Source organism: Gemmatimonadota bacterium (genome assembly GCA_016713785.1).
Classification (GTDB): domain Bacteria; phylum Gemmatimonadota; class Gemmatimonadetes; order Gemmatimonadales; family GWC2-71-9; genus JADJOM01.
The window spans coordinates 1842802-1862533 of record JADJOM010000003.1 but is presented as its reverse complement, the minus strand read 5'-3'; the positions used below and the strand labels follow the sequence as shown (position 1 = coordinate 1862533).

Here is a 19732-nt window from a genome sequence, read left to right as displayed (position 1 = left end):
TGGCCCCGCCCCGAGGGGAATGGAAAGTGCCTCGGTCAGCGCCCCGCGGCGGGGTTCGCCCCCGGCCAGCCGGCGATGGCCGTGTGGAGGGCGGGATCGTGGGGCGGTTCCTCGGTCAGTCCGAGGATGCGCGGGTCGAGGGCAATCGCGGCCAGCTCGATGAGCCGCCACACGCGCATCCCCGCGCCCACCCTGTCAGGGGTGGATGGGGCGTCTGCGCGGCGGGCGGCGGCCCGCCCCATCCCGCCGTAGACGCGCCCCAGCAGCAGGATCCCGTGGCGGTAGCGAAGCGGGGTCCGCCACGCGGCCAGCTCGGCGCTGGCGTAGTACGCCTCCCCCAGCCGTGCGAGGTCCAGGAGCATGGGGCGGAGGCGGTCATGGTTGATGCCGGCGAGCACGTCGTCCGGCGTCAGGCCGTGCCGGGCCAGCCGGGTGGCGGGCAGGTAGACGCGATCACGTGCCGCATCGGCCCGGACACCCAGCAGGATGTTGCTGACCTGCAGCCCGATGCCCAGGTCGACCGCCCGTGTCAGCGCCACCGGGTCCCGGATCCCGAGCAGCGGGGCGAGCATCTGCCCCACGGCGGCGCTCACCTGGTAGCAATAGCGGAGGAAGGCGGTGTCATCGGGGATACGGACCAGGCCCAGGTCGCTGCGCATGCCGTCGAGCAGGTACCGGGTGCACCCGAGCGGGAGCCCGCTCCGGGCGGCCCCGGCACGGAAGGCGGCGATCAGCGGCCGGGGCTCGGCGCGCCCGACAGACTCGGCCTCGATCGCATCGAGCGCCGCGCGGGCGGCGCCTGGGCTCGGCGCCTCATCCACCGCGTCGTCGAGGTGGCGGCAGAAGCAGTAGAGCAGGGCCACGTCCTCGCGGTCCACCGGGGGAATGAGTCCCGGAATCAGGCCGAAGGCCCGGGCGGTCCGGTCGAACTCCTCCCGGGCCGCCGCCACGGTGTCTGCCCACCGGGCGTACCCGGGCCAGGCGGGACCGTTCATCCGACCAGGCGGTCGAGCAGGGCGAACGCGAAGACCGTGGAGGACATGACCGCGTTCATGGTGAAGAACGCCGCGTCGAGGCGGCGCAGGTCATCGGCCCGGATGAGCGAATGCTCGTAGAGCAGGATCCCGGCGGCGACTGCGACCCCGGCGAAGTACCACGCGCCGAGCCCGGCCCCGACCCCGAAGGCAGCGAGGGCGGGGATGGTCAGGGCATGCAGCACCCGGGCGATGCCGAGACTGCGCGCCACGCCGTACCGCGCGACCAGGCTCCGCAGCCCCTGGGCCCGGTCGAAGCTCTCGTCGGGCAGCGAGTAGAAGATGTCGAAGCCGGCCACCCAGGTGGTCACGGCCAGAGTCACCGCGGCGAGTGTCCACCAGGGCTGCGACCAGGCGCCGGTCACCGCGAGCCAGCCGCCCACCGGGGCGATCGCGAGCGAGAGGCCGAGCCAGAGGTGGGGCCAGCTGGTGAACCGCTTGGCCAGGCTGTAGCCCATCACCCACAGCAGGGCCACGGGTGAGAGCCTGGCGCAGAGGGGATTGATGCTCCCGGCGGCCAGGAAGAACACGGCCGCCGCCACCAGCACCGAGGCCCACGCCTGCCCCACCGTCAGGGCGCCCCGGGGGAGTTCGCGGGCCTGGTTGCGGGGGTTCCGGCGGTCGAATGGCAGGTCCGCGATCATGTTGAACCCGAGCGCGACCCACCGCGCGGCGGTGAAGGCCGCGATGGCAAGCGCCAGTGTCCGAAACGGGACCGGGGCCTGCCGGGCGGCGGCGACGGCGCCGAGGAGGGCAAAGGGCAGGGCGAAGAGGGTGTGCGGGAACTTGACCAGGTTGAGATAGCGGACCAGCACGGATCCGCCCCGCAGCACCTGACCGTCCGGATTGGCGACGACCGTGCCACCAGGAGGCCCCGCTCTGTCAGGTCCCCTCATGTTTGCTTCATTGGGCATGGGCTATCTTGCGCCGGTCGCGGGAAAACTATCATGAAGCCGTACTCACCGAGGAGCAGACATGATGGATCGTGAGACGATCGTCCGACTGGTGCGCGAAAGTGACGCGTTTCAGGGCGAAGCCCGCTACCTGGAGCGCGGCGGTTATCAGCTGACCGAGGAGCCCCGCCTGTTCAAGCACCTCGAGGACGACCTGGTCCGGGTGGTCTTCGCGACCAGCGCCACGGAGGTGATCGAGGGCACCGTGGTGGCCATGGTCACGCTGTTCGACCAGCGGCAGAAGTACAACATCTACGCGCACGCCATCTGCGCCGGCCCCGGCGTCAACATCCTGCTCAAGGCCCGCTTCAACCCGATGCCGCAGGCGCGGCCGCAGCCCGGCGTGGCCGGCGAGGCGGCGATCGCCAAGTTCGTGACCTGGAAAGAGGCCAGCTGGACCAAGTTCCTGAACGACGAGCTGGTGCTCGGCACCGAGGCGGCGTCGGCCATCTGGCTTGCCTGCTTCTGGAAGGCGCTCGACCGGATGTTCGGCGGCGGCCACCTGGTGAACTACGATCCGGACGCGATTCTCGCCGCGCACGTCTAGTCGCCGGCGGGGAGGGAAGGGGATTGGGGGAAGCCTGGCCGGCTTCCCCTTTCTCATTGCCCGCCCACGGGCCGGCCGCTACCGCCGGAGCCCGCCCGGGCCGAAGTACTCGGCCCAGCGCTGGTCCACCTTCCGGATGATCTCCTCGGGCATGGTCACGGGGAGGGGGTAGCCCTCCTTCCACGTGGCGTCGATCGCGATGGGGCCGGTGTAGACCGGCCGGGCCCCCACGAACTCCTGCCGCGCGAAGATCATGTCGAGCACCGGGTCGAACCGGTTGAAGATCCCCCAGAGCAGGCTCATCTCGTCCTGCAGGTCCACATCGCGACTGACCGCCGCGACGAACTTCACCTCGCCGAGGCCGGGCCAGCGGAGCAGTGTCTCGAGCACGGCGCGCGGGTCGCGGTCCACCGTGACCACCAGGAAGCCGCCGTCGAGCAGCCGATGGGACACCACCCGGCGGTCCGCGGTGGCGGGGTCGGGGAGCGAGGTCGGCGGGGGGCGGTCGGTCACCGCCTCGCCGGTGGCGTCGAGGACCACCTTGCTGCCCACGTGCATCACGTACGAGGTGTAGTCCAGCGTGTCGAGGGCGCCGATCGGCAGCAGCAGCATCCGCTCCCGGGGCTCGAAGCGGTACCACAGCTCCCGCAGCAGGGCGCTGAAGTTCCGCACCGGGACGTCCTCCCGCACCATCACCGCCACCTTGGTCAGCGCCAGCTGCCCCGTACCGAGGAGGGCGAGCGCCGTCTTGAGCACCTCCTTGGGGTGCCGTTCCTTGAGCGAGACGCCGATCAGGTTGTGGAAGCTCGCCGAGTCGTAGGCGTAGAGATCGGTGACGTTCGGGTTGAACAGGCGGATGAGCGGGCTGGTCATCTCGCCCACCGCGTTGCCGAGGTACTTGTCCTCCTGCGGCGGCTTGCCCACCACGGTGGCGGGGTACATCGCGTCCCGCCGGCGGGTGACGCGCTCCACGTGGAACACCGGGAACTCGGCCGCCTCGGAGTAGTGCCCGTAGTGATCACCGAAGGGGCCCTCCATGCGGCGCTCGTGCGGCGCCACGTAGCCCTCGAGGATGATCTCGGCGGTGGCGGGAACCAGGAGGTCGCCGGCGATGGTGCGGACCACCTCGGTGCGGGCGCCGCGGAAGAAGCCGGCGAAGGCGAGCTCGTCGAAGTCCTCGGGGAGGGGGAGGATCGAGGCCATCATGGTGAGCGGATCGCCGCCGAGCACCACCGCGGTGGGCAGGCGACGATCGAGCTTCTCGGCCTCGTAGTGGTGTGACCGGCCACCCTTGAGGCTCTGCCAGTGCATGCCGGTCTCGGCTGCGTTGAAGACCTGCAGCCGGTACAGCCCGAAGTTGCGCCGGCCGGTGAGCGGGTCGGCCGTCAGCGTGGGACCCCAGGTGACGAAGGGGCCGCCGTCGCGGGGCCAGCTGGTGATGTGCGGAAAGGCGTGCAGGTCCGGCGGCTCGACCACCGCCTGCACCGGGGCGCGGGAGACCACCCGGGGCCGGACGAAGCGCCCGCGGGCCAGGAACCCGCGCGAGGCCCAGAGGGAGGCGAGCGACGGCGGGTTGAGCCGCTGGATGGCGGCCACGAGCTCCTCCCCGATCTCGGCGGGGTCGCGGCCCAGCGCCAGCTGCACCCGCCGCTCCGCGCCGAAGAGGTTCATCACCAGCGGGAAGCGGGACGCGCCGGGGCGCTCGAAGACCAGCGCCGGCCCGTCCTCGCGGATCACCCGCTGGACCAGCTCGGAGACCTCCAGGTGCAGGTCGACCGGCGCGGCCACGCGGCGCAGGTCGCCCTGTCGCTCGAGGGCGGCGAGGAAGGACCGGAGGTCGGGAAACGCGGGCAGGGGCGCGGGCATCGGGGAGGCTCGGAGAAAATCGACCCCGTAGGCTAATCACGCCGGGGGATTCGGCAACGGCCCGTCGCGCCGGCCCGCGTCACGTGAACATTCCTTGCGACACGATGCGGCGCCGCGCCCCGGACGGGGCGCGGCGCCGCGTCGTGTCGGGGCTACCTCAGGTGCTGGCGGGCGTGGGCTTCGGCCTGGGCCGGAGGTCCGTGGCGCGGGTGCGGAGGGTCTCCAGCACCAGCGGGTGGAGGCCCTCGCCATGGTGCTGATCGAGGTACGCGTAGATGGCCGTCCGCATCCGCGGCTCCCAGAACCGCCGCAGGTGGGTGTAGATCCCCTCGATGGCCTCGGCATGCTCGGGGAAGGCCTCGTGGTACTGGGCGATCTGGTTGGCCATCTGGATCAGGTGCTCGGTGTTCATGGCCGGGCACCGGGGCTGGCCTGCTGCAGGAGGGCCAGCTGCTCCTCGGTGAACTTGCGGAAGCGGTTCTGCCACTCGGAGGTGCCGAAGACCGGCAGCACCTGCACCGCGGTGACCTTGTACTCGGGGCAGTTGGTGGCCCAGTCCGAGTTCTCGGTGGTGATCACGTTGGCGCCCGATTCCGGGTGGTGGAACGTGGTGTACACCACCCCCGGCTGCACCCGCTCCGTGATGCGGGCCCGCAGGGTGGTCTCCCCGGCGCGGCTCACGATCCCGACCCAGGCGCCTTCCGTGATGCCCCGCTCCTCGGCGTCGTGGGGGTGGATCTCGAGGCGGTCTTCTTCATGCCACTGGACGTTCGGGGTGCGCCGGGTCTGGGCGCCCACGTTGTACTGCGAGAGGATCCGGCCGGTGGTCAGGATCAGCGGGTAGCGGCCGTTCACCCGCTCCTCGGTGGCCACGTACTCGGTGATCATGAAGCGCCCCTTGCCGCGCACGAAGGCCGTCTCGTGCATCACCGGGGTGCCCTCCGGGTGGTCGGCGTTGCAGGGCCACTGGATGCTGCCGAGTTCCTCGAGCCGCGCGTAGCTCACCCCGGTGAAGGTCGGGGTCAGCCGGGCAATCTCGTCCATGATCTCGGAGGGGTGGCCGTAGCGCATCGGGTAGCCGAGGGCGTTGGCCAGGTCCACGGTGATCTCCCAGTCCTCCTTGCCGGCGAGCGGCGGCATCACCTTCCGGACCCGCGAGATGCGGCGCTCGGCGTTGGTGAAGGTCCCGTTCTTCTCGAGGAACGAGGAGCCGGGGAGGAAGACGTGGGCGAACTTCGCGGTCTCGTTGAGGAACAGGTCCTGGACCACGATGCACTCCATGGCCTCGAGCGCCGCGGTCACGTGCTGCGTGTTCGGGTCCGACTGGGCGATGTCCTCGCCCTCGAGGTAGAGCCCCTTGAAGCTTCCGTCGATGGCGGCGTCGAACATGTTGGGGATCCGGAGCCCCGGCTCCGGCTCCAGGGTCACGCCCCAGCTCTGCTCGAAGAGGTGGCGGGTGCCGTCGTCAAGCACGTGGCGGTAGCCGGGCAGCTCGTGGGGGAAGGACCCCATGTCGCAGGAGCCCTGCACGTTGTTCTGGCCGCGGAGCGGGTTCACGCCGACCCCCTCGCGCCCGATGTTGCCGGTGACCATGGCCAGGTTGGCGATCCCCATGACCGTGGTCGAGCCCTGGCTGTGCTCGGTGACGCCGAGCCCGTAGTAGATGGCGCCGTTGCCGCCGGTGGCGTACAGCCGCGCCGCGCCGCGCACCTCCGCGGCCGGGACGCCGGTGACGGCCTCGAGGGCCTCGGGGGAGTGATCGGCCCGGGCCACGAACGCCTTCCACTGCCGGTAACTGGCCACGTCGCAGCGGGCCTCGGCGAAGGCGTCATCCGCCAGGCCTTCGGTCACGATCACGTGGGCCAGGGCGTTGACCAGCGCCACGTTGGTGCCGGGCCGGAGCTTCAGGTGGTATTGCGCCTCGACGTGCGGGGTGCGCACCAGGTCGATGGCGCGGGGGTCGGCGACGATGAGCCTCGCCCCCTCACGGATGCGCCGCTTCATGGCCGAGCCGAAGACCGGGTGCCCGTCCGTCGGGTTGGCGCCGATCACGAAGATGACGTCGGTCTTGCGGATCGAGTCGAAGTCCTGGGTGCCCGCGGACTCGCCAAGGGTCTGCTTGAGCCCGTAGCCGGTGGGGGAATGGCACACCCGGGCGCAGGTGTCGATGTTGTTGTTGTGGAAGGCCGCGCGCACCAGCTTCTGCATCAGGTACGTCTCCTCGTTGGTGCAGCGCGAGGAGCTGATGGCGCCCACGGCGTCGCGGCCGTAGGCGGCCTGCAGCCGGTGGAACTCCGCGGCGGCGTAGCTGATGGCCTCTTCCCAGGAGACCTCGCGCCATGGGTCCGTGATCTTCCGGCGGATCATCGGCTTGGTGATCCGGTCGGCGTGGGTGGCGTAGCCCCAGGCGAACCGGCCCTTCACGCAGGAGTGACCGTGGTTGGCCTTGCCGTCCTTGTGCGGGGTCATGCGGACCACCTCGGTCCCCCGCAGCTCCGCCGCGAAGGCGCAGCCCACCCCGCAGTAGGCGCAGGTCGTCACCACCTCGCGCTGCGGGGTGCCCGCCTCGATGACGCTGGTCTCCATGAGGGTGGCGGTGGGGCAGGCCTGCACGCAGGCGCCGCACGACACGCACTCGGAGTCCATGAACGATTCCATCTGGCCCGGGGAGACCTTGGAGTCGAAGCCGCGGCCGTCGATGGTCAGCGCGAAGGTCCCCTGGACCTCCTCGCAGGCGCGCACGCAGCGGGAGCAGACGATGCACTTGCTCGCGTCGAAGGTGAAGTACGGATTCGACGTATCCTTCTCGGCCCGCAGGTGGTTGGCCCCCTCATACCCGTAGCGCACCTCGCGCAGGCCCACCGCGCCCGCCATGTCCTGCAGCTCGCAGTCGCCATTGGCGGCGCAGGTGAGGCAGTCGAGCGGGTGGTCGGAGATGTAGAGCTCCATCACCCCGCGCCGGAGCTGCGCCAGCCGGTCGTTCTGGGTCACCACCCGCATGCCCGGCTCGGCCGGCGTGGTGCACGAGGCCGGGAAGCCCCGGCGCCCGTCGATCTGCACCAGGCAGAGGCGGCAGGAGCCGAAGGCCTTGAGGCTGTCGGTGGCGCACAGCTTGGGCACCGCGATGCCGGCCTCTGCCGCCGCCCGCATCAGGGAGGTGCCGGCGGGCACCGTGACCGGGATGCCGTCGATGGTAAGGCTCACCATCGTGGCGCTCTCGGCGGCCGGGGTGCCGTAGTCGATCTCGTGGACAGCGGTCATCATTCGTCTCCGTCAGGCGAATGCAGGGTCAGCGGGCGGCCGCCGCCGCGGGGGCGGCGGGGAGGCCGAAGTCTTCCGGGAAGTGGTTCAGGGCGCTCAGCACCGGATACGGGGTCATCCCCCCGAGGGCGCAGAGCGATCCGGCGAGCATGGTGTCGCACAGGTCGCGGACCAGGGCCAGGCCGGCCTCCCGGTCGTCGCCGGCAATGATGCGGTCGAGCACCTCCACCCCCCGGGTGGAGCCGATGCGGCAGGGGGTGCACTTGCCGCACGATTCGATGGCGCAGAACTCCATGGCCCAGCGGGCCTGGCGCGCCATGTCCACGGTGTCGTCGAACGCGACGATGCCGCCGTGGCCCACCATCGCGTTGAGGGCGATGAAGGCCTCGTAGTCGAGCGGCGTGTCGAACTGCGACTCGGGCAGGTAGGCGCCGAGGGGGCCGCCGATCTGCACCGCCCGGATGGGCCGGCCGCTGAGCGAGCCGCCGCCGAAGTCGTACAGCAACTCCCGCACGGTGACGCCGAAGGCCTTCTCCACCAGGCCGCCGAACCGGAGGTTCCCGGCCAGCTGCACCGGGAGCGTGCCCCGCGAGCGGCCCATGCCGTAGTCGCGGTAATAGTCGGCGCCCCGGTCGAGGATGATCGGCACCGAGGCGAGCGAGATGACGTTGTTGATGACCGTCGGCTGGCCGAAGAGCCCCTCGATGGCCGGCAGCGGGGGCTTGTAGCGCACCATGCCGCGGCGCCCCTCCAGGCTCTCCAGCAGCGCGGTCTCCTCGCCGCAGATGTAGGCCCCGGCCCCGATGCGGACCTCGAGGTCGAAGGCCCGCCCGCTGCCGAGGACGCTGGCGCCGAGATAGCCCCCCTGGCGGGCGTGGCCGATGGCCTCGTTGAGGGCCGTGGCCGCGTGCGGATACTCGCTGCGGAGGTAGATGTAGCCCCGGGTGGCGCCCACGGCGAGGCCGGCGATGGTCATCCCCTCGACCAGCACCAGCGGGTCTCCCTCCATGATCATGCGGTCGGAGAAGGTGCCGGAGTCGCCCTCGTCGGCGTTGCAGACGATGTACTTCTGGTCGGCGGTGGTGCCGAGGACCGTCTTCCACTTGATGCCGGTGGGGAAGGCCGCGCCGCCGCGGCCCCGCAGGCCGCTCTGGGTCACCTGTTCCACGATGGCGGCGGGCGCCAGCGTCAGGGCGTTCCGCAGCCCGCGGAAGCCGCCGTGCCGTTCGTAGTCGGCGATGGACACCGGGTCGGTGATGCCCACCCGTGCGGTGGTGAGCCGCTCCTGCCGGGCCAGGTAGGGGATCTGCTCGGTGGGGCCGTGGGCCAGCGGGTGCGCGCCGCCGGTGAGGAAACCGGCCTGGAACAGCCCCGGCACCTCGGCCGGGGTCACCGGGCCGTAGGCCACCCGGCCCGCCGCCGTCTCGACCTCGACCATCGGCTCCAGCCAGTACAGCCCGCGGGAGCCGTTGCGGACGAGGGTCACCGCCTGGTTGCGGACCGCGGCCTCGGTGGCGATGGCGCGGGCCACCGCCTCGGCGCCCATCGACAGGGCACCGGAGTCGCGGGGCACGAAGACCCGGGTCACGAGGGCCTCCGGAGTCCGGCCACGATGGCGTCGAACCGGGCCGGCGTCACGCGGCCCACCACCTCGCCGTCGACCAGGAGGGCCGGGGAGAGGGCGCAGTTGCCGAGGCAGTAGACCGGCTCCAGCGTCACCGCGCCGTCGGCGGTGGTGCCGTGCAGCTCGATGCCCAGGCGCTGCCGCGCGTGCGCGGCCAGGTGCTCGCAACCGACCGCCTGGCACGACTCCGCCAGGCAGACCTTGATCACGTGCCGGCCCGCCGGGTGGTCGCGGAAGTCGTGGTAGAACGTCACCACGCCGTGCACCTCGGCCCGCGAGAGGTTGAGCGCGTCGGCGATCACCGGCACCGACTCGGGGGGGACGTAGCCGAGGTGGTGCTGGATCTCGTGCAGGATGGGCAGGAGGGCACCCGGCCGGTCCTTGTGGGCGTCCAGCGACTGCTGGACGGCGGCGGCCCAGGGGGCGTCGGTGGTGGTCTCAGGCGGCATGGATCACGGGAAGGTCGGCCGTGGCGGCCAGGTGAGCAAGCACGAACCGCGCGACGGCGTCGGCGGCGTTGAGGTCGAGGCGGTGCGCCGGCGGCGCGACGTCGAGCGGGGCGTCGGTGGCCACCGCCACCACCCGTGGGTCGGTGGGCCAGCACTTGGGCGGCTCGCCATGGGCGGGGCGGTAGACCTCGATCTTGGGAACGGCCTCTCCGGCGAAGCCCTCCACCAGCACCAGGTCCACCCGGGACCGGTCGAACCGCGCCAGCAGCTCGCGGAACGGCGGCTCGTCCCGCTCGCCTTCGCATTCGCCCAGCAGCACCCAGCGCGACCGGGAGGCCACCAGCACCTCCGCGGCGCCCGCCGCGCGGGCCCGGTAGCTGTCCTTCCCCGGCTGGTCCATGTCGAAGCCGTGCCGGGCATGCTTGAGCACCGCCACCCGGAGGCCAGCCTCGCGGAGGCACGGCAGGACCGCGGTGATGAGCGTGGTCTTGCCGCTGCCGCTGCTGCCGACGAACCCCACGGCGGGGAGCGGCAGCGGGTCGGGTCGGAGCGGAACTTCGTTGGTCAACGGACCTCCCGAACAACGGTCAGGGGCTCGGCGCGCAGGCCGGTGCGCCCCCATTTCTGAGGAGGCTCGGCCGCCTTCAATAAAACTTGACGTTCAGCCGGAAAGTGGCAAATCGACACACCCAATCGGCCCATTGACGGGGGCAATCGGCGCCCGGATGGCGGCGCCCTATATTCCGCCGGTCCACCGCTCCGCCTTCCCCGGAGACACCATGGCCAACGAACTCGAGCAGATGGAGCATCCCCTGGGGCTGCGGCGCCTGGGCTACGCCGGGGCCACCCTGGCGCAGGCGGCGCTGGTCTACGGTCCGGCCGGGGTGGTCCCCTCCGACGAGGTGGTGGCGGAGGAGGTCCCCGTGGCCCTGGTGTACAACGGGGTTCCTCACGCGGTGATGATGGCCACCCCCGAAGACCTCGAGGACTTCGCCGTCGGTTTCAGCCTGACGGAGGAGCTGGTGCCGGCGCCCGCGGACATCCGGGGCCTGCGGGTGGACCGCTACGCCCTCGGCATCGAGGTCCAGGTCAGCGTCAGCGAGGCCTGCGCCGCGGCGATTGCCCGGCGCACCCGCTCCCTCACCGGGCGGACCGGCTGCGGCATCTGCGGCTCCGCGACCGTCGAAGGGGTGCTCAAGCAGCTGCACCCGGTGGCGGCCGGTCCGGCCATCAGCACCACGGCCATCCGGCAGGCGCTGGAGCAGCTTGAAGCCCGGCAGCCGCTCAATGCCCGGACGGGGGCGGTGCACGCCGCCGCCTGGGCCGCCCTCGACGGTGGCCTCTGCCTGGTGCGCGAGGACGTGGGCCGCCACAACGCCCTCGACAAGCTGGTGGGCGCCCTCGCCCGCGGTGCCACCCGGCCCGAGGGCTTCGTGGTGGTGACCAGCCGGGCGAGCTTCGAGATGGTCCAGAAGGCCACCGTGCTCGGGGCGCCACTGCTGGCGGCGATCTCCGGCCCCACCGGCCTCGCGCTCCGGGTGGCCCAGCAGGCCGGCCTCACGCTGGTGGGCTTTGCCCGCGGGGAACGACTGACCGCCTACACCCACCCCGAGCGGTTGCGGGCGCCGGCCTAGCCGGGCGCCGGGCCGCCGGCCTCGAGCGCCCGGGCCACGTCGAGCTTTTCCGCGATCCGCAGCAGCTCCCGGGCGGAGGGCGTGAGCGGGTCGCGGTCGGGTACCACCAGCCCGATGGTATGGTCGTGCTCCCCCGGCTCCAGCGGGATGGCCCGGGTCCCGGGTGGTTCCCCGAACAGGTACAGGAACGGGTGCGGCAGCACGGTGCACCAGGCCCCGGAGCGGACGTGGGCCCACAGGGTGAGCACCGAGTTGGTCTCCACCATGGCCCGCGGCTCGGTGCCGGCCTCGGCAAACTGCGCGTCGAGGATGCGCCGGTTCTGCATGTCCGGGGTGAGCAGGCAGAGCGGCTGCGAGGCCGCCTCCTGCCACGAGACCCGGGACCGGTCGGCGAGCGGCCCGCCGGACGGGGTGAAGCACAGGAACCGTTCCCGGTAGAGCGGGATGGTCCGCACGTGGGTGAGCGGCTCGTTGTCGAGGTAGGTCACCCCGGCGTCGAGGCTGAAGTCGTCGAGCCCGCGCTGGATGTCGATGCTGGTGAGCGAGAGGATCGTGACGCTCACCCCGGGGTGGCTGCGGCTGAACGGCCCGGTGAGCAGCGCCAGCATCGGCAGGGTCACCGGGATCGCCCCGATCCGCAGCCGCCCCACCAGCCCCTCCCGCAGCTCGCTCGCCTCCTGCTCCAGGCTCTCCGTGTCAGCCAGGATGCGCCGGGCCCAGCCGAGCATCCGCTCGCCCTCGGCGGTGAGCCCCTCGAACCGTTGTCCCCGGCGCACCAGCAACAGGCCCAGCTCCTCCTCCAGCTGCTTGATGCCGGCGGAGAGCGTCGGCTGGGTCACGTCGCAGGCGCGCGCCGCGCGGGCAAAGTGTCCCTCGCGCGCCAGCGCGGCCAGGTACCGGAGGTTGCGGAGGAGCATGCGGCGGGGTGGGGGAGTATCGGTGGGCGCGCGGCGCCTCAGGCCGATACGCCCCGCGACTGGTGGGCCGCGGCGGGCGGGTCGGTCACCTCGGGCGGCTTGCTGAGGAGCAGCCCGGCGGACCGCGCGGCCCGTCGCTTCTCCGAGGGCGCGTCCTCCCGCACCCACTCGCCGTAGTGGGACAGCAGCGCCTCCGGCTTGAGGGCGTGCTCGCTGGGCAGGATCAGGTGCACCCCGCAGGGCGCGGTGCGCGCCATCAGCCGCTCCAGCACCACGCGGCGGCGGCCGGAGGGTTCCGCCTCGAGGGTGGCGGTGTCGATGGCCACGACCTGGATCCGTTCCGGCATGAAGTGCGGGATCTGGCCGGTCGGGGCCACGTAGGTGCTGCAGTAGTAGCCGAGCGCCTCCTCCGCGACCCGTGACTCGACCTGGTCCACGAAGGTCATGTCGCTGCCGCTGAAGACCACCTCGACATCGAACGCGGCGAGCAGAAAGGCGAGCGGCGCGGCATCGTTGCCGATGATGAGCGCGGTGTCGCCGGGCTCGAGCCGGGGAAGGATGGCCTTCACCGGGCAGCCGGGATCGACGCCCCAGTGGGTCGGCTCCCGCTGCGCCTCGCGCAGCTGCCGGAAGTGGCGGGCCCAGCGGTTGTACGGCTGCAGCCGGAGCCGGCGGTAGATCAGCCGGTCCACCCAGTCGGTGAGCAGCACCTCGGTGAGCAGGAACTGGGCGCCGTCCGCGGCGGCCATCTCCCCGGCGGCGGCATCCCCGAGCTCGAGCAGCTCGCGGCGCGAGAGGCTGTTCTTGTAGCCCTCGATGCGCTGCAGGATGTACTCGTGGTACTGCTGCTTGAGCGACGGGAGGGCGCGCCGGCGCCGCTGCTGCTGGAGCTGGAGGGCTGTCAGCATGGAGGTTCGTTCTGCCCGTTCCGGCGCCTGGGGGGAAGTGCTCTGGGCGACTGCTACAAAGTCGTCGGGGCGGGGTCCAAGTGTCAATCCTGCCTGAGGTTCCGGCCCCGGGCCTCAGCAGGCGCGGAGGGCCGCGCCCTTGAGATATCCGGTCTCCGGGATGGTCACGATCTCGGGGTGATCGGCCCCCTGCCCGAGCTGGTGGGTCAGTGCCAGCTGGCGCCCGCTGTCCCGGGCGGCGTCCTCGAGCATCCCGTAGAAGTGCTCCCGTCGCAGGTGGAACGAGCAGCTGGCGCTGACCAGCGTGCCGCCGGGGGCAAGCAGGCGCATGGCCCGGAGGTTGAGCTCCTTGTAACCGCGCACCGCCTGGGCCAGCGCGCCCCGGGTCTTGGCGAAGGCCGGCGGGTCCACCACCACCACGTCGAACCGGCGCTTCTCCCGCTCGTAGCTCCGCAGCAGCTCGAAGGCGTCGGCCTCCACCCACTCGATGTTGTCACGCCCGTTGAGCGCGGCGTTCTCCCGCCCCCGCGCCAGCGCCGCGGCGCTCGCGTCGACGGCCGTCACCCGGGCGGCGTGGGTGGCGAGGTGCAGGGCAAAGCTGCCATGATACGTGAAGCAGTCGAGCGCGGTGCCGCCCGGCCGGGTGAGCGCGGCGGCGAGCACCCGGTTGGGGCGCTGGTCGAGGAATGCGCCGGTCTTCTGGCCGGTCCACGGGGCGGCGAGGTAGCGGACCGGTCCTTCCCGGACCTCGATGGTCTCCGGGACCGATCCCGCGACCAGCTCGGTCTCCTCCGGGAGGCCCTCGTGGCGCCGCACCCCGACGTCGTTGCGGAGCAGGATCCCCTCGGGGGCGAGGATGGACTGGATGGCCTCGAGGATCAGCGGGCGCTGGGTCTCGAGGCCGGCGGAGAGGAGCTGGGCCACCACCCAGCGGTCGTAGCGGTCGATCACCAGGGACGGGAGGCCGTCCCCCTCGCCGTGCACCACGCGCCAGGCGGTGGCGTCGATCCCCGCCCGCCGCGCCACGGCGCGCGCCAGCTGCTCGCGCCACCACCCGCCATCCACCGGGCGATCGCTCCGCTCCAGCAGCCGCAGCCGGATCTCGGACCGGGGGGAGACCAGCGCCGTGCCCAGGAACCTGCCGCGCCGGTCCTGCACGGCGGTGATCCCCGGCTCGGCCGGGGCGGCGAGGACGTCGCTCCGGTAGATCCAGGGATGGCCCTGGGCCCAGCGGGCGGCGCCCTTGTCGGAGACGCGGGCGGTGGCAGCGGACATGGTCGGTGGCTCGGTGGCTCGGTGGCTCGGTGGCGGATGCCGCCGGACCGCCCAGCCCTCCTACCGCCGTCCCCCATCCGCCCGGTCCGGACGAAGCGCGACCGCGCCCCGGAGATAGACGTGCCGGATCTCCTCGCGGGTGCGCGCGGTATAGGCGTGCACCAGCAGGCGGATGCAGCGGGGCAGCGACCCCGGCACGGGGATCTCCGTGGAATGAAGCAGGGCCACGATATTCCAGCCGTAGACCTCCGCCGCGCGGGCAGGGAAGGCCGCGTTGAGGTCGGCGGTCATCGTGAACAGGCCGCTCACGATATCATCAGGCTGGAGGCTGTTGGCCTGGATGAGTTCGCGCAGGAGCTCGTCGGTGGCCTCGAGAATCTGCTGGGCCTCGTTCGCTTCCACGGTGATGGCGCCGCGGATGCCCTGCAACCGGATCGGGTGGGCTTCACTCATGGCGTCTAATCTAGCGCAGCAGCTGCGGCTCATGCTGGTCACCGACGACCGCCTCCTGGCCGGCCGGGACCTGGTGGACCTGGCCCGGCGGGCGGTCCGGGGTGGGGTCACCGCCGTGCAGCTGCGCCTCAAGCAGGCAAGTGCCCGGGAGCTGGTGGACCTAGCCCGCGCCCTGCGCGCCGCGGTGCCCGTGCCCGTGCTGGTCAACGATCGCCCTGACGTGGCCTTTGTGGCCGGCGCCGGCGTGCACCTCGGCCCCGACGACGTGCCGGTGGAGCTTGCCCGCCGGCTGCTCCCGCCGCCCGCGATCGTCGGCGCCTCCGCCGGCACCCTCGCCGAAGCGGAGGGGGCGCGGGGAGCCGACTACTGGGGCGTGGGGCCGTGGCACGCCACCGGCACCAAGGCCGATGCCGGCGGCGCCATCGGCGCCGCGGGGTTCCGCGCCATCGTGGCGGTCTCCGGGGGGATCCCGTGTGTCGCGATCGGGGGGATCCGGCCCGAGGACGTGCCGGCCGTCCTCGGGGCCGGTGGCGTGGGGGTGGCGGTGGTCTCGGGGATCCTGGCCGCGGACGACGTCGAGGCGGCGGCCCGGGCCTACGCCCGGATGTTCGGTGAGGGCGGCGCGGCGGGCGCCGGCTAGCGGGCGCTGCGGGGGCGGCGGACGTCGCCGATGGCGCGGTTGTGCTCCACCAGGGTGCGACTGAAGCGGTGGCTGCCGTCGCCCACCGCCACGAAGTACAGCCAGGGGACCTCCGCCGGATACAGCGCGGCGGTGATGCTCGCGAGGCCCGGGGAGTTCACGGGCCCGGGCGGCAGGCCGCGTACCCGGTAGGTGTTGTACGGCGAGTCGATCTCGAGGTCCTTGAACAGCAGCCGCGGCTTGCGGGCGCCGGTCTTGAGCTGGATGGCGTACTGCACCGTCGGGTCGGCCTGGAGCGGCATCCCGATCCGGAGCCGGTTGGTGTAGACCCCCGCGATGGTGGCCCGCTCGTCATCCCGCCGCGCCTCGCCCTCCACGATCGCCGCCAGCGCCAGCAGCTCGTGCCGGCTCCGCCCCAGCGAATCGAGCCGCGCCGTCCACGCCGGGTTCCACCGCCGGGTGAACTCGGCGGTCATCGCGTCCACCAGCGCCCCCGCCGTGACCGGGAGCGGCAGGGTGTAGGTCTCGGGGAGGAGGTAGCCCTCGAGGCTCGGGGCCGGCACGCCAAGCGCGCGGAGCCGCGCCGAGTCGCGGGCGGCGGCGGCCACCGAGTCGGCGGCGATGCCGAGCCGCGCCTCGACCAGGTCGCCGAGCTCGAGCAGGGTGAGACCCTCAGGGGCGGTGAACCGGATGGTGGCGATGCGGCCCCGCTCCAGCTGGGTGAGCAGCTGCCACGCGCTGGCGCCGGCGGGGAGGTCGTACACGCCGGCCTGCACCTTCCGGTCGATGCCGCGCACCCGGGCCAGGACGCGGAACCAGGGCCGCGACCCCACCAGCCCGCGCGCCACCACGGTGTCGGTGACAGCCCGGAAGGAAGAACCCGGGGGGATCGTGACCCGGACGGGCGGGCCGGCGGGGCCCGGGCGGGCGCAGGCCAGCGTCAGCAGCAACAGAGAAAGGGGAAGCGGGAAGGGGGGAGGGGCGCGCCGCGGCCGGCCCGCCTTCCCGCTTCCCGCTTCCCCCTTCCCTAACCGATGGCTCATCCGCGCGTGTTCCTTCGTCGGTCCAGGTAGCCCTGCAGCAGCACCGCCGCGGCGAGGGCGTCCACGTCCTCCCGGCGGCCCCGGGCCGAGCCACCCTGCGCGTGGATCTCGCGGTGGGCGCGGGCCGTGGTGAGCCGTTCGTCCTCCAATATGGCGGGGAGCGCCGTGCGGGCGCTCACCTGGGCGGCGAGCTCGCGGGTGAGCCGGGCGTTGTCACCCTCCAGGCCCTCGAGGGTGAGGGGCAGGCCCACGACGATCCCCACCGGCTGGTGCTCGGCGACGAGCTCGAGGAAGCGGGGCATGGGGAAGCGCTTCCCCGGCCGGCGCACCAGGGTCTCGAGCGGCGTGGCGAGGGTCTGGGTCTCATCAGAAAGGGCGAGGCCCAAGCGGACCTCGCCCCAGTCGATGGCGATGACGCGGCCGGCGGTCGGGATGGGCATGGGCTCGCGGGACGATGGCGCCGGGGGCCCGCACGGGGCGCGCGGGCCTATTGCGCCATCGTCGCGAAGAACTCCTTGTTGGTCTTGGTGCGCTTCATCCGCTCCAGCAGGAACTCCAGCGCCTCCACGGGGGGCATGTCGGCCAGGAAGTTCCGCAGCAGGTACACCCGGTTGAGCTCGTCCTTGTCCATGAGGAGCTCTTCCTTGCGGGTGCTGGTCCGCTGGATGTCGATGGCGGGGTAGATGCGGCGGTCGGCCAGGCGCCGGTCGAGGACCAGCTCCATGTTGCCGGTGCCCTTGAACTCCTCGAAGATCACCTCGTCCATGCGGCTGCCGGTGTCGATCAGCGACGTGGCCACGATGGTGAGGGAGCCGCCGCCCTCGATGTTCCGGGCGGCACCGAAGAAGCGCTTGGGCTTCTGCAGCGCGTTGGCGTCCACGCCGCCGGAGAGGATCTTGCCGGAGTGGGGCACCACCACGTTGTGGGCGCGGGCCAGGCGGGTGATGGAGTCGAGCAGGATCACGACGTCGCGGCCGTGCTCCACCAGGCGCTTGGCCTTCTCGATGACCATGTCGGCCACCTGCACGTGCCGGTCGGCGGGCTCGTCGAAGGTCGAGGCGATGACCTCGGCCTTCACGTTCTCCTGCATGTCGGTCACTTCTTCCGGCCGCTCGTCGATGAGCAGCACGATCAGCACGCACTCCGGGTGGTTCTCGCTGATCGCGTTGGCCAGCTTCTGCATGAGGATCGTCTTGCCCGCCTTGGGCGGGGCCACGATCAGGCCGCGCTGCCCCTTGCCGATGGGGGAGAGCAGGTCGACCACGCGCATGGAGAGGTCGCCGGTGGCGCGCTCGAGGCGGATGCGCTGGTCGGGATAGCGCGGCCGCAGGTTGTCGAAGGCGATCCGGTGCTTGGTCTTCTCCGGCTCCTCGTAGTTGACGCTCTCGACCTTGAGCAGCGCCAGGTACCGCTCGCCCTCCTTGGGGGGGCGGACCTGCCCCATGACGGTGTCGCCGGTGCGCAGGTCGAAGCGCTTGATCTGGCTGGGCGAGACGTAGATGTCGTCAGGGCCGTAGAGGTAGTTCCAGTCCTGGCTGCGCAGGAAGCCGTAGCCCTCGGGCAGGATCTCCAGCACCCCTTCGCCGCGGATGACCGTGTCCTGGTCGAGCAGCGTCTGCTCGATGCGGAAGATCAGGTCCTGCTTGCGGAGGCCCGAGTAGTTGGTGATGTTGAGCTGTTCCGCCAGCGCATGCAGCTCGGCGACGGATTTCTGCTTGAGTTCGGCGATATCCATGGGCGCAGAACTCCGCTCAGTGGGATTGCGCTCGGTCGGACTCCGCTCGGGAGTGGGCCGCCGATCAGCGGGCGGACGAGCCTTAGGGGCGGGCAATTGGGATTGGGGCTAGAAGTGACAGCGGGCCGGAGGGTCCGGCCGAGGCGCGCAGTGGCTGGGTTGGGTCGGTCAGGAAAGGTCTCAGAATCTACAGGGAGCGCCCCATAATAGGATGGGGCGCCACCAGCGTCAAGGGCAATCGGTGGACGCCATCACTCGGTGTTTTGACGCCTGGCGGCTGATCCGCGCCGGGCAGCGGGAGATCGTGGAAGGACTGGTGGCGCCCGCCCATCGGGGACCCTCGCCCGAACTCGCGGCGGCGCTCGCCGCGTGGCCCCACGTCCACTACTGGGCCACCCCCGACCGCTCCGAACTGGTGCTGGTGCGGCCGCTGGTTGCCCGGCGGCGGGAGGCGTGGGCCCTCCACCTGCTGCTCTTCCTCGTCACGATCGTGTGCGCCCTCGGCGCCGGCGCCGCCCTCGAGGGGAGCTACCACCCCCTCATCGGCCACGACCTGCTGAGCGCCCTCCGCGCCGGGGGGAGCTTCTTCCCCCAGTTCCTGCAGCTGGGCGAGGCCACCATCCTGAGTGGCTGGCGCTTCGCCGTCCCGCTCCTCGGCATCCTGCTGGTGCACGAGCTGGGGCACTACTTCGTGGCCCGCCGCTACGGGATCGATGCCTCCCCGCCCTACTTCCTGCCCATCCCGCCCTCGCTTTCCCCCATCGGCAGCCTCGGCGCGTTCCTGCGGCTCCGCTCGCCGGTCGTGGACCGCCGCCAGCTGCTCGACGTGGGCGCGGCCGGCCCCCTCGCCGGCTTCGTGGTGGTGCTCGGGGTGCTGGCCTGGGGCTACGCCAGTTCCGCCTCGGTGACGCCGGCCTTCGCGCCCACGGGCTCCTTCATCGAGTTCGCCGGTTACCAGTACGTGCTCGGGGACTCCCTCCTCACCCGGGCGTTCCGCGACTACTTCCTGCCCGGCGCGGTCTCGGTGCACCTGAGCGCCGCCGCCTTCGCCGGCTGGGCCGGCGCGCTGATCACCGGGCTCAACCTGCTGCCCCTGTCACAGCTCGATGGCGGTCATGTGGCCTTCGGCCTGCTCGGGCGGCGGCAGACGCCGCTCGGGCTGGCGGTGCTGATGGGCCTCATCTACCTGGCGCAGTTCTGGACCCCGTGGCTCCTCTGGGTGGCGATCACGCTCGCCGTGGGGGGGCTCCGGTGGACCCACCCCTCCGTGATGTGCCCCGAGCGCTCGGTCCCGACCAGCCGGCGGGTGCTCGGGCTGGTGTGCGTGCTCGTTTTCGTCCTCACCTTCATGCCGGTGCCCTTCGGTTCCTGACGTGGCCACGGCGCCGGGCGG

The 19732-nt window shown here is 72.0% G+C and carries 19 protein-coding genes; 4 read left to right on the top strand and 15 right to left on the bottom strand.

The window, feature by feature from the left end:
- Positions 1-35: 35 nt before the first annotated feature.
- Both IPJ95_16500 and IPJ95_16495 read right to left on the bottom strand, forming a co-directional pair.
- Positions 36-995, bottom strand: coding sequence for a squalene/phytoene synthase family protein (locus IPJ95_16500; protein MBK7925198.1), 960 nt, complete (start codon positions 993-995; stop codon positions 36-38).
- On the bottom strand, positions 992-1867 hold the full coding sequence (locus IPJ95_16495) for a UbiA family prenyltransferase (GenBank protein ID MBK7925197.1): 876 nt from the start codon (positions 1865-1867) through the stop codon (positions 992-994). Before IPJ95_16495 ends, IPJ95_16500 begins: the two co-directional genes overlap by 4 nt.
- A gap of 142 nt (positions 1868-2009) precedes the next feature.
- Here IPJ95_16495 and IPJ95_16490 point away from each other — a divergent pair, with 142 nt between their 5' ends.
- Positions 2010-2534, top strand: a complete 525-nt coding sequence (locus IPJ95_16490; protein MBK7925196.1) for a hypothetical protein — start codon at positions 2010-2012, stop codon at positions 2532-2534.
- Positions 2535-2612: 78 nt separating this feature from the next.
- Here IPJ95_16490 and IPJ95_16485 read toward each other — a convergent pair whose 3' ends face one another.
- From IPJ95_16485 to mobB, 6 genes are all read right to left on the bottom strand, one after another.
- The gene (locus IPJ95_16485) at positions 2613-4400 is read right to left on the bottom strand and encodes a UbiD family decarboxylase (protein ID MBK7925195.1); all 1788 of its coding nucleotides are present in this window, start codon (positions 4398-4400) and stop codon (positions 2613-2615) included.
- 157 nt (positions 4401-4557) lie between these two features.
- Positions 4558-4812, bottom strand: coding sequence for a formate dehydrogenase subunit delta (locus tag IPJ95_16480; GenBank protein ID MBK7925194.1), 255 nt, complete (start codon positions 4810-4812; stop codon positions 4558-4560).
- The gene (fdhF, locus tag IPJ95_16475) at positions 4809-7661 is read right to left on the bottom strand and encodes a formate dehydrogenase subunit alpha (GenBank protein MBK7925193.1); all 2853 of its coding nucleotides are present in this window, start codon (positions 7659-7661) and stop codon (positions 4809-4811) included. The genes IPJ95_16480 and fdhF overlap by 4 nt, the downstream gene beginning before the upstream one ends.
- 28 nt (positions 7662-7689) lie before the next feature.
- Positions 7690-9249, bottom strand: a complete 1560-nt coding sequence (locus IPJ95_16470; GenBank protein ID MBK7925192.1) for an NADH-quinone oxidoreductase subunit NuoF — start codon at positions 9247-9249, stop codon at positions 7690-7692.
- Positions 9246-9734 (bottom strand): formate dehydrogenase subunit gamma, encoded by a 489-nt coding sequence (locus tag IPJ95_16465; GenBank protein MBK7925191.1) that lies wholly within the window; start codon positions 9732-9734, stop codon positions 9246-9248. The genes IPJ95_16470 and IPJ95_16465 overlap by 4 nt, the downstream gene beginning before the upstream one ends.
- On the bottom strand, positions 9724-10356 hold the full coding sequence (gene mobB, locus IPJ95_16460; protein ID MBK7925190.1) for a molybdopterin-guanine dinucleotide biosynthesis protein B: 633 nt from the start codon (positions 10354-10356) through the stop codon (positions 9724-9726). The genes IPJ95_16465 and mobB overlap by 11 nt, the downstream gene beginning before the upstream one ends.
- 178 nt (positions 10357-10534) lie before the next feature.
- On the opposite strand from mobB, the gene fdhD reads away from it, so the two are divergent.
- Positions 10535-11368, top strand: coding sequence for a formate dehydrogenase accessory sulfurtransferase FdhD (gene fdhD / locus IPJ95_16455; protein ID MBK7925189.1), 834 nt, complete (start codon positions 10535-10537; stop codon positions 11366-11368).
- Here the strand turns inward: fdhD and IPJ95_16450 are convergent.
- The 4 genes from IPJ95_16450 to aroH all read right to left on the bottom strand — a co-directional run bounded on the left by IPJ95_16450 (position 11365) and on the right by aroH (position 14921).
- Positions 11365-12285 (bottom strand): LysR family transcriptional regulator, encoded by a 921-nt coding sequence (locus tag IPJ95_16450; protein MBK7925188.1) that lies wholly within the window; start codon positions 12283-12285, stop codon positions 11365-11367. The genes fdhD and IPJ95_16450 overlap by 4 nt on opposite strands.
- Positions 12286-12323: 38 nt before the next feature.
- Positions 12324-13193: a hypothetical protein gene (locus tag IPJ95_16445; GenBank protein ID MBK7925187.1), complete on the bottom strand. Its 870-nt coding sequence runs from the start codon at positions 13191-13193 to the stop codon at positions 12324-12326.
- A gap of 114 nt (positions 13194-13307) precedes the next feature.
- Complete coding sequence (locus IPJ95_16440; protein ID MBK7925186.1) at positions 13308-14468, bottom strand: class I SAM-dependent rRNA methyltransferase; 1161 nt, start codon at positions 14466-14468, stop codon at positions 13308-13310.
- A gap of 60 nt (positions 14469-14528) precedes the next feature.
- Positions 14529-14921, bottom strand: a complete 393-nt coding sequence (aroH, locus tag IPJ95_16435; protein MBK7925185.1) for a chorismate mutase — start codon at positions 14919-14921, stop codon at positions 14529-14531.
- On the opposite strand from aroH, the gene thiE reads away from it, so the two are divergent.
- Entirely contained in the window at positions 14920-15561 is a 642-nt protein-coding gene (gene thiE, locus IPJ95_16430; GenBank protein MBK7925184.1) for a thiamine phosphate synthase, read from the top strand. The genes aroH and thiE overlap by 2 nt on opposite strands.
- On the opposite strand, the gene mltG is transcribed toward thiE, so the two are convergent.
- From mltG to rho, 3 genes are all read right to left on the bottom strand, one after another.
- Positions 15558-16511: an endolytic transglycosylase MltG gene (gene mltG / locus IPJ95_16425; GenBank protein ID MBK7925183.1), complete on the bottom strand. Its 954-nt coding sequence runs from the start codon at positions 16509-16511 to the stop codon at positions 15558-15560. The two genes, thiE and mltG, sit on opposite strands and share 4 nt — an antisense overlap.
- Positions 16512-16600: 89 nt before the next feature.
- Positions 16601-17044, bottom strand: a complete 444-nt coding sequence (gene ruvX / locus IPJ95_16420; GenBank protein MBK7925182.1) for a Holliday junction resolvase RuvX — start codon at positions 17042-17044, stop codon at positions 16601-16603.
- Positions 17045-17091: 47 nt separating this feature from the next.
- Positions 17092-18339, bottom strand: a complete 1248-nt coding sequence (rho, locus tag IPJ95_16415; GenBank protein MBK7925181.1) for a transcription termination factor Rho — start codon at positions 18337-18339, stop codon at positions 17092-17094.
- Between the two features lie 241 nt (positions 18340-18580).
- Here rho and IPJ95_16410 point away from each other — a divergent pair, with 241 nt between their 5' ends.
- Complete coding sequence (locus IPJ95_16410) at positions 18581-19711, top strand: site-2 protease family protein (GenBank protein MBK7925180.1); 1131 nt, start codon at positions 18581-18583, stop codon at positions 19709-19711.
- The last annotated feature ends 21 nt before the right edge of the window (positions 19712-19732 follow it).

Excerpts from the sequence above, each read along its gene's own strand:
- mobB (MBK7925190.1), bottom strand. The coding sequence starts at position 10,356 with ATGGGGGCGCACCGGCCTGCGCGCCGAGCCCCTGACCGTTGTTCGGGA.
- IPJ95_16440 (MBK7925186.1), bottom strand. The coding sequence starts at position 14,468 with ATGTCCGCTGCCACCGCCCGCGTCTCCGACAAGGGCGCCGCCCGCTGG.
- IPJ95_16490 (MBK7925196.1), top strand. The coding sequence starts at position 2,010 with ATGATGGATCGTGAGACGATCGTCCGACTGGTGCGCGAAAGTGACGCG.
- thiE (MBK7925184.1), top strand. The coding sequence starts at position 14,920 with ATGGCGTCTAATCTAGCGCAGCAGCTGCGGCTCATGCTGGTCACCGAC.
- fdhD (MBK7925189.1), top strand. The coding sequence starts at position 10,535 with ATGGAGCATCCCCTGGGGCTGCGGCGCCTGGGCTACGCCGGGGCCACC.
- fdhF (MBK7925193.1), bottom strand. The coding sequence starts at position 7,661 with ATGACCGCTGTCCACGAGATCGACTACGGCACCCCGGCCGCCGAGAGC.
- IPJ95_16485 (MBK7925195.1), bottom strand. The coding sequence starts at position 4,400 with ATGCCCGCGCCCCTGCCCGCGTTTCCCGACCTCCGGTCCTTCCTCGCC.
- IPJ95_16450 (MBK7925188.1), bottom strand. The coding sequence starts at position 12,285 with ATGCTCCTCCGCAACCTCCGGTACCTGGCCGCGCTGGCGCGCGAGGGA.
- rho (MBK7925181.1), bottom strand. The coding sequence starts at position 18,339 with ATGGATATCGCCGAACTCAAGCAGAAATCCGTCGCCGAGCTGCATGCG.
- aroH (MBK7925185.1), bottom strand. The coding sequence starts at position 14,921 with ATGAGTGAAGCCCACCCGATCCGGTTGCAGGGCATCCGCGGCGCCATC.
- IPJ95_16445 (MBK7925187.1), bottom strand. The coding sequence starts at position 13,193 with ATGCTGACAGCCCTCCAGCTCCAGCAGCAGCGGCGCCGGCGCGCCCTC.
- ruvX (MBK7925182.1), bottom strand. The coding sequence starts at position 17,044 with ATGCCCATCCCGACCGCCGGCCGCGTCATCGCCATCGACTGGGGCGAG.
- IPJ95_16480 (MBK7925194.1), bottom strand. The coding sequence starts at position 4,812 with ATGAACACCGAGCACCTGATCCAGATGGCCAACCAGATCGCCCAGTAC.
- IPJ95_16500 (MBK7925198.1), bottom strand. The coding sequence starts at position 995 with ATGAACGGTCCCGCCTGGCCCGGGTACGCCCGGTGGGCAGACACCGTG.
- IPJ95_16465 (MBK7925191.1), bottom strand. The coding sequence starts at position 9,734 with ATGCCGCCTGAGACCACCACCGACGCCCCCTGGGCCGCCGCCGTCCAG.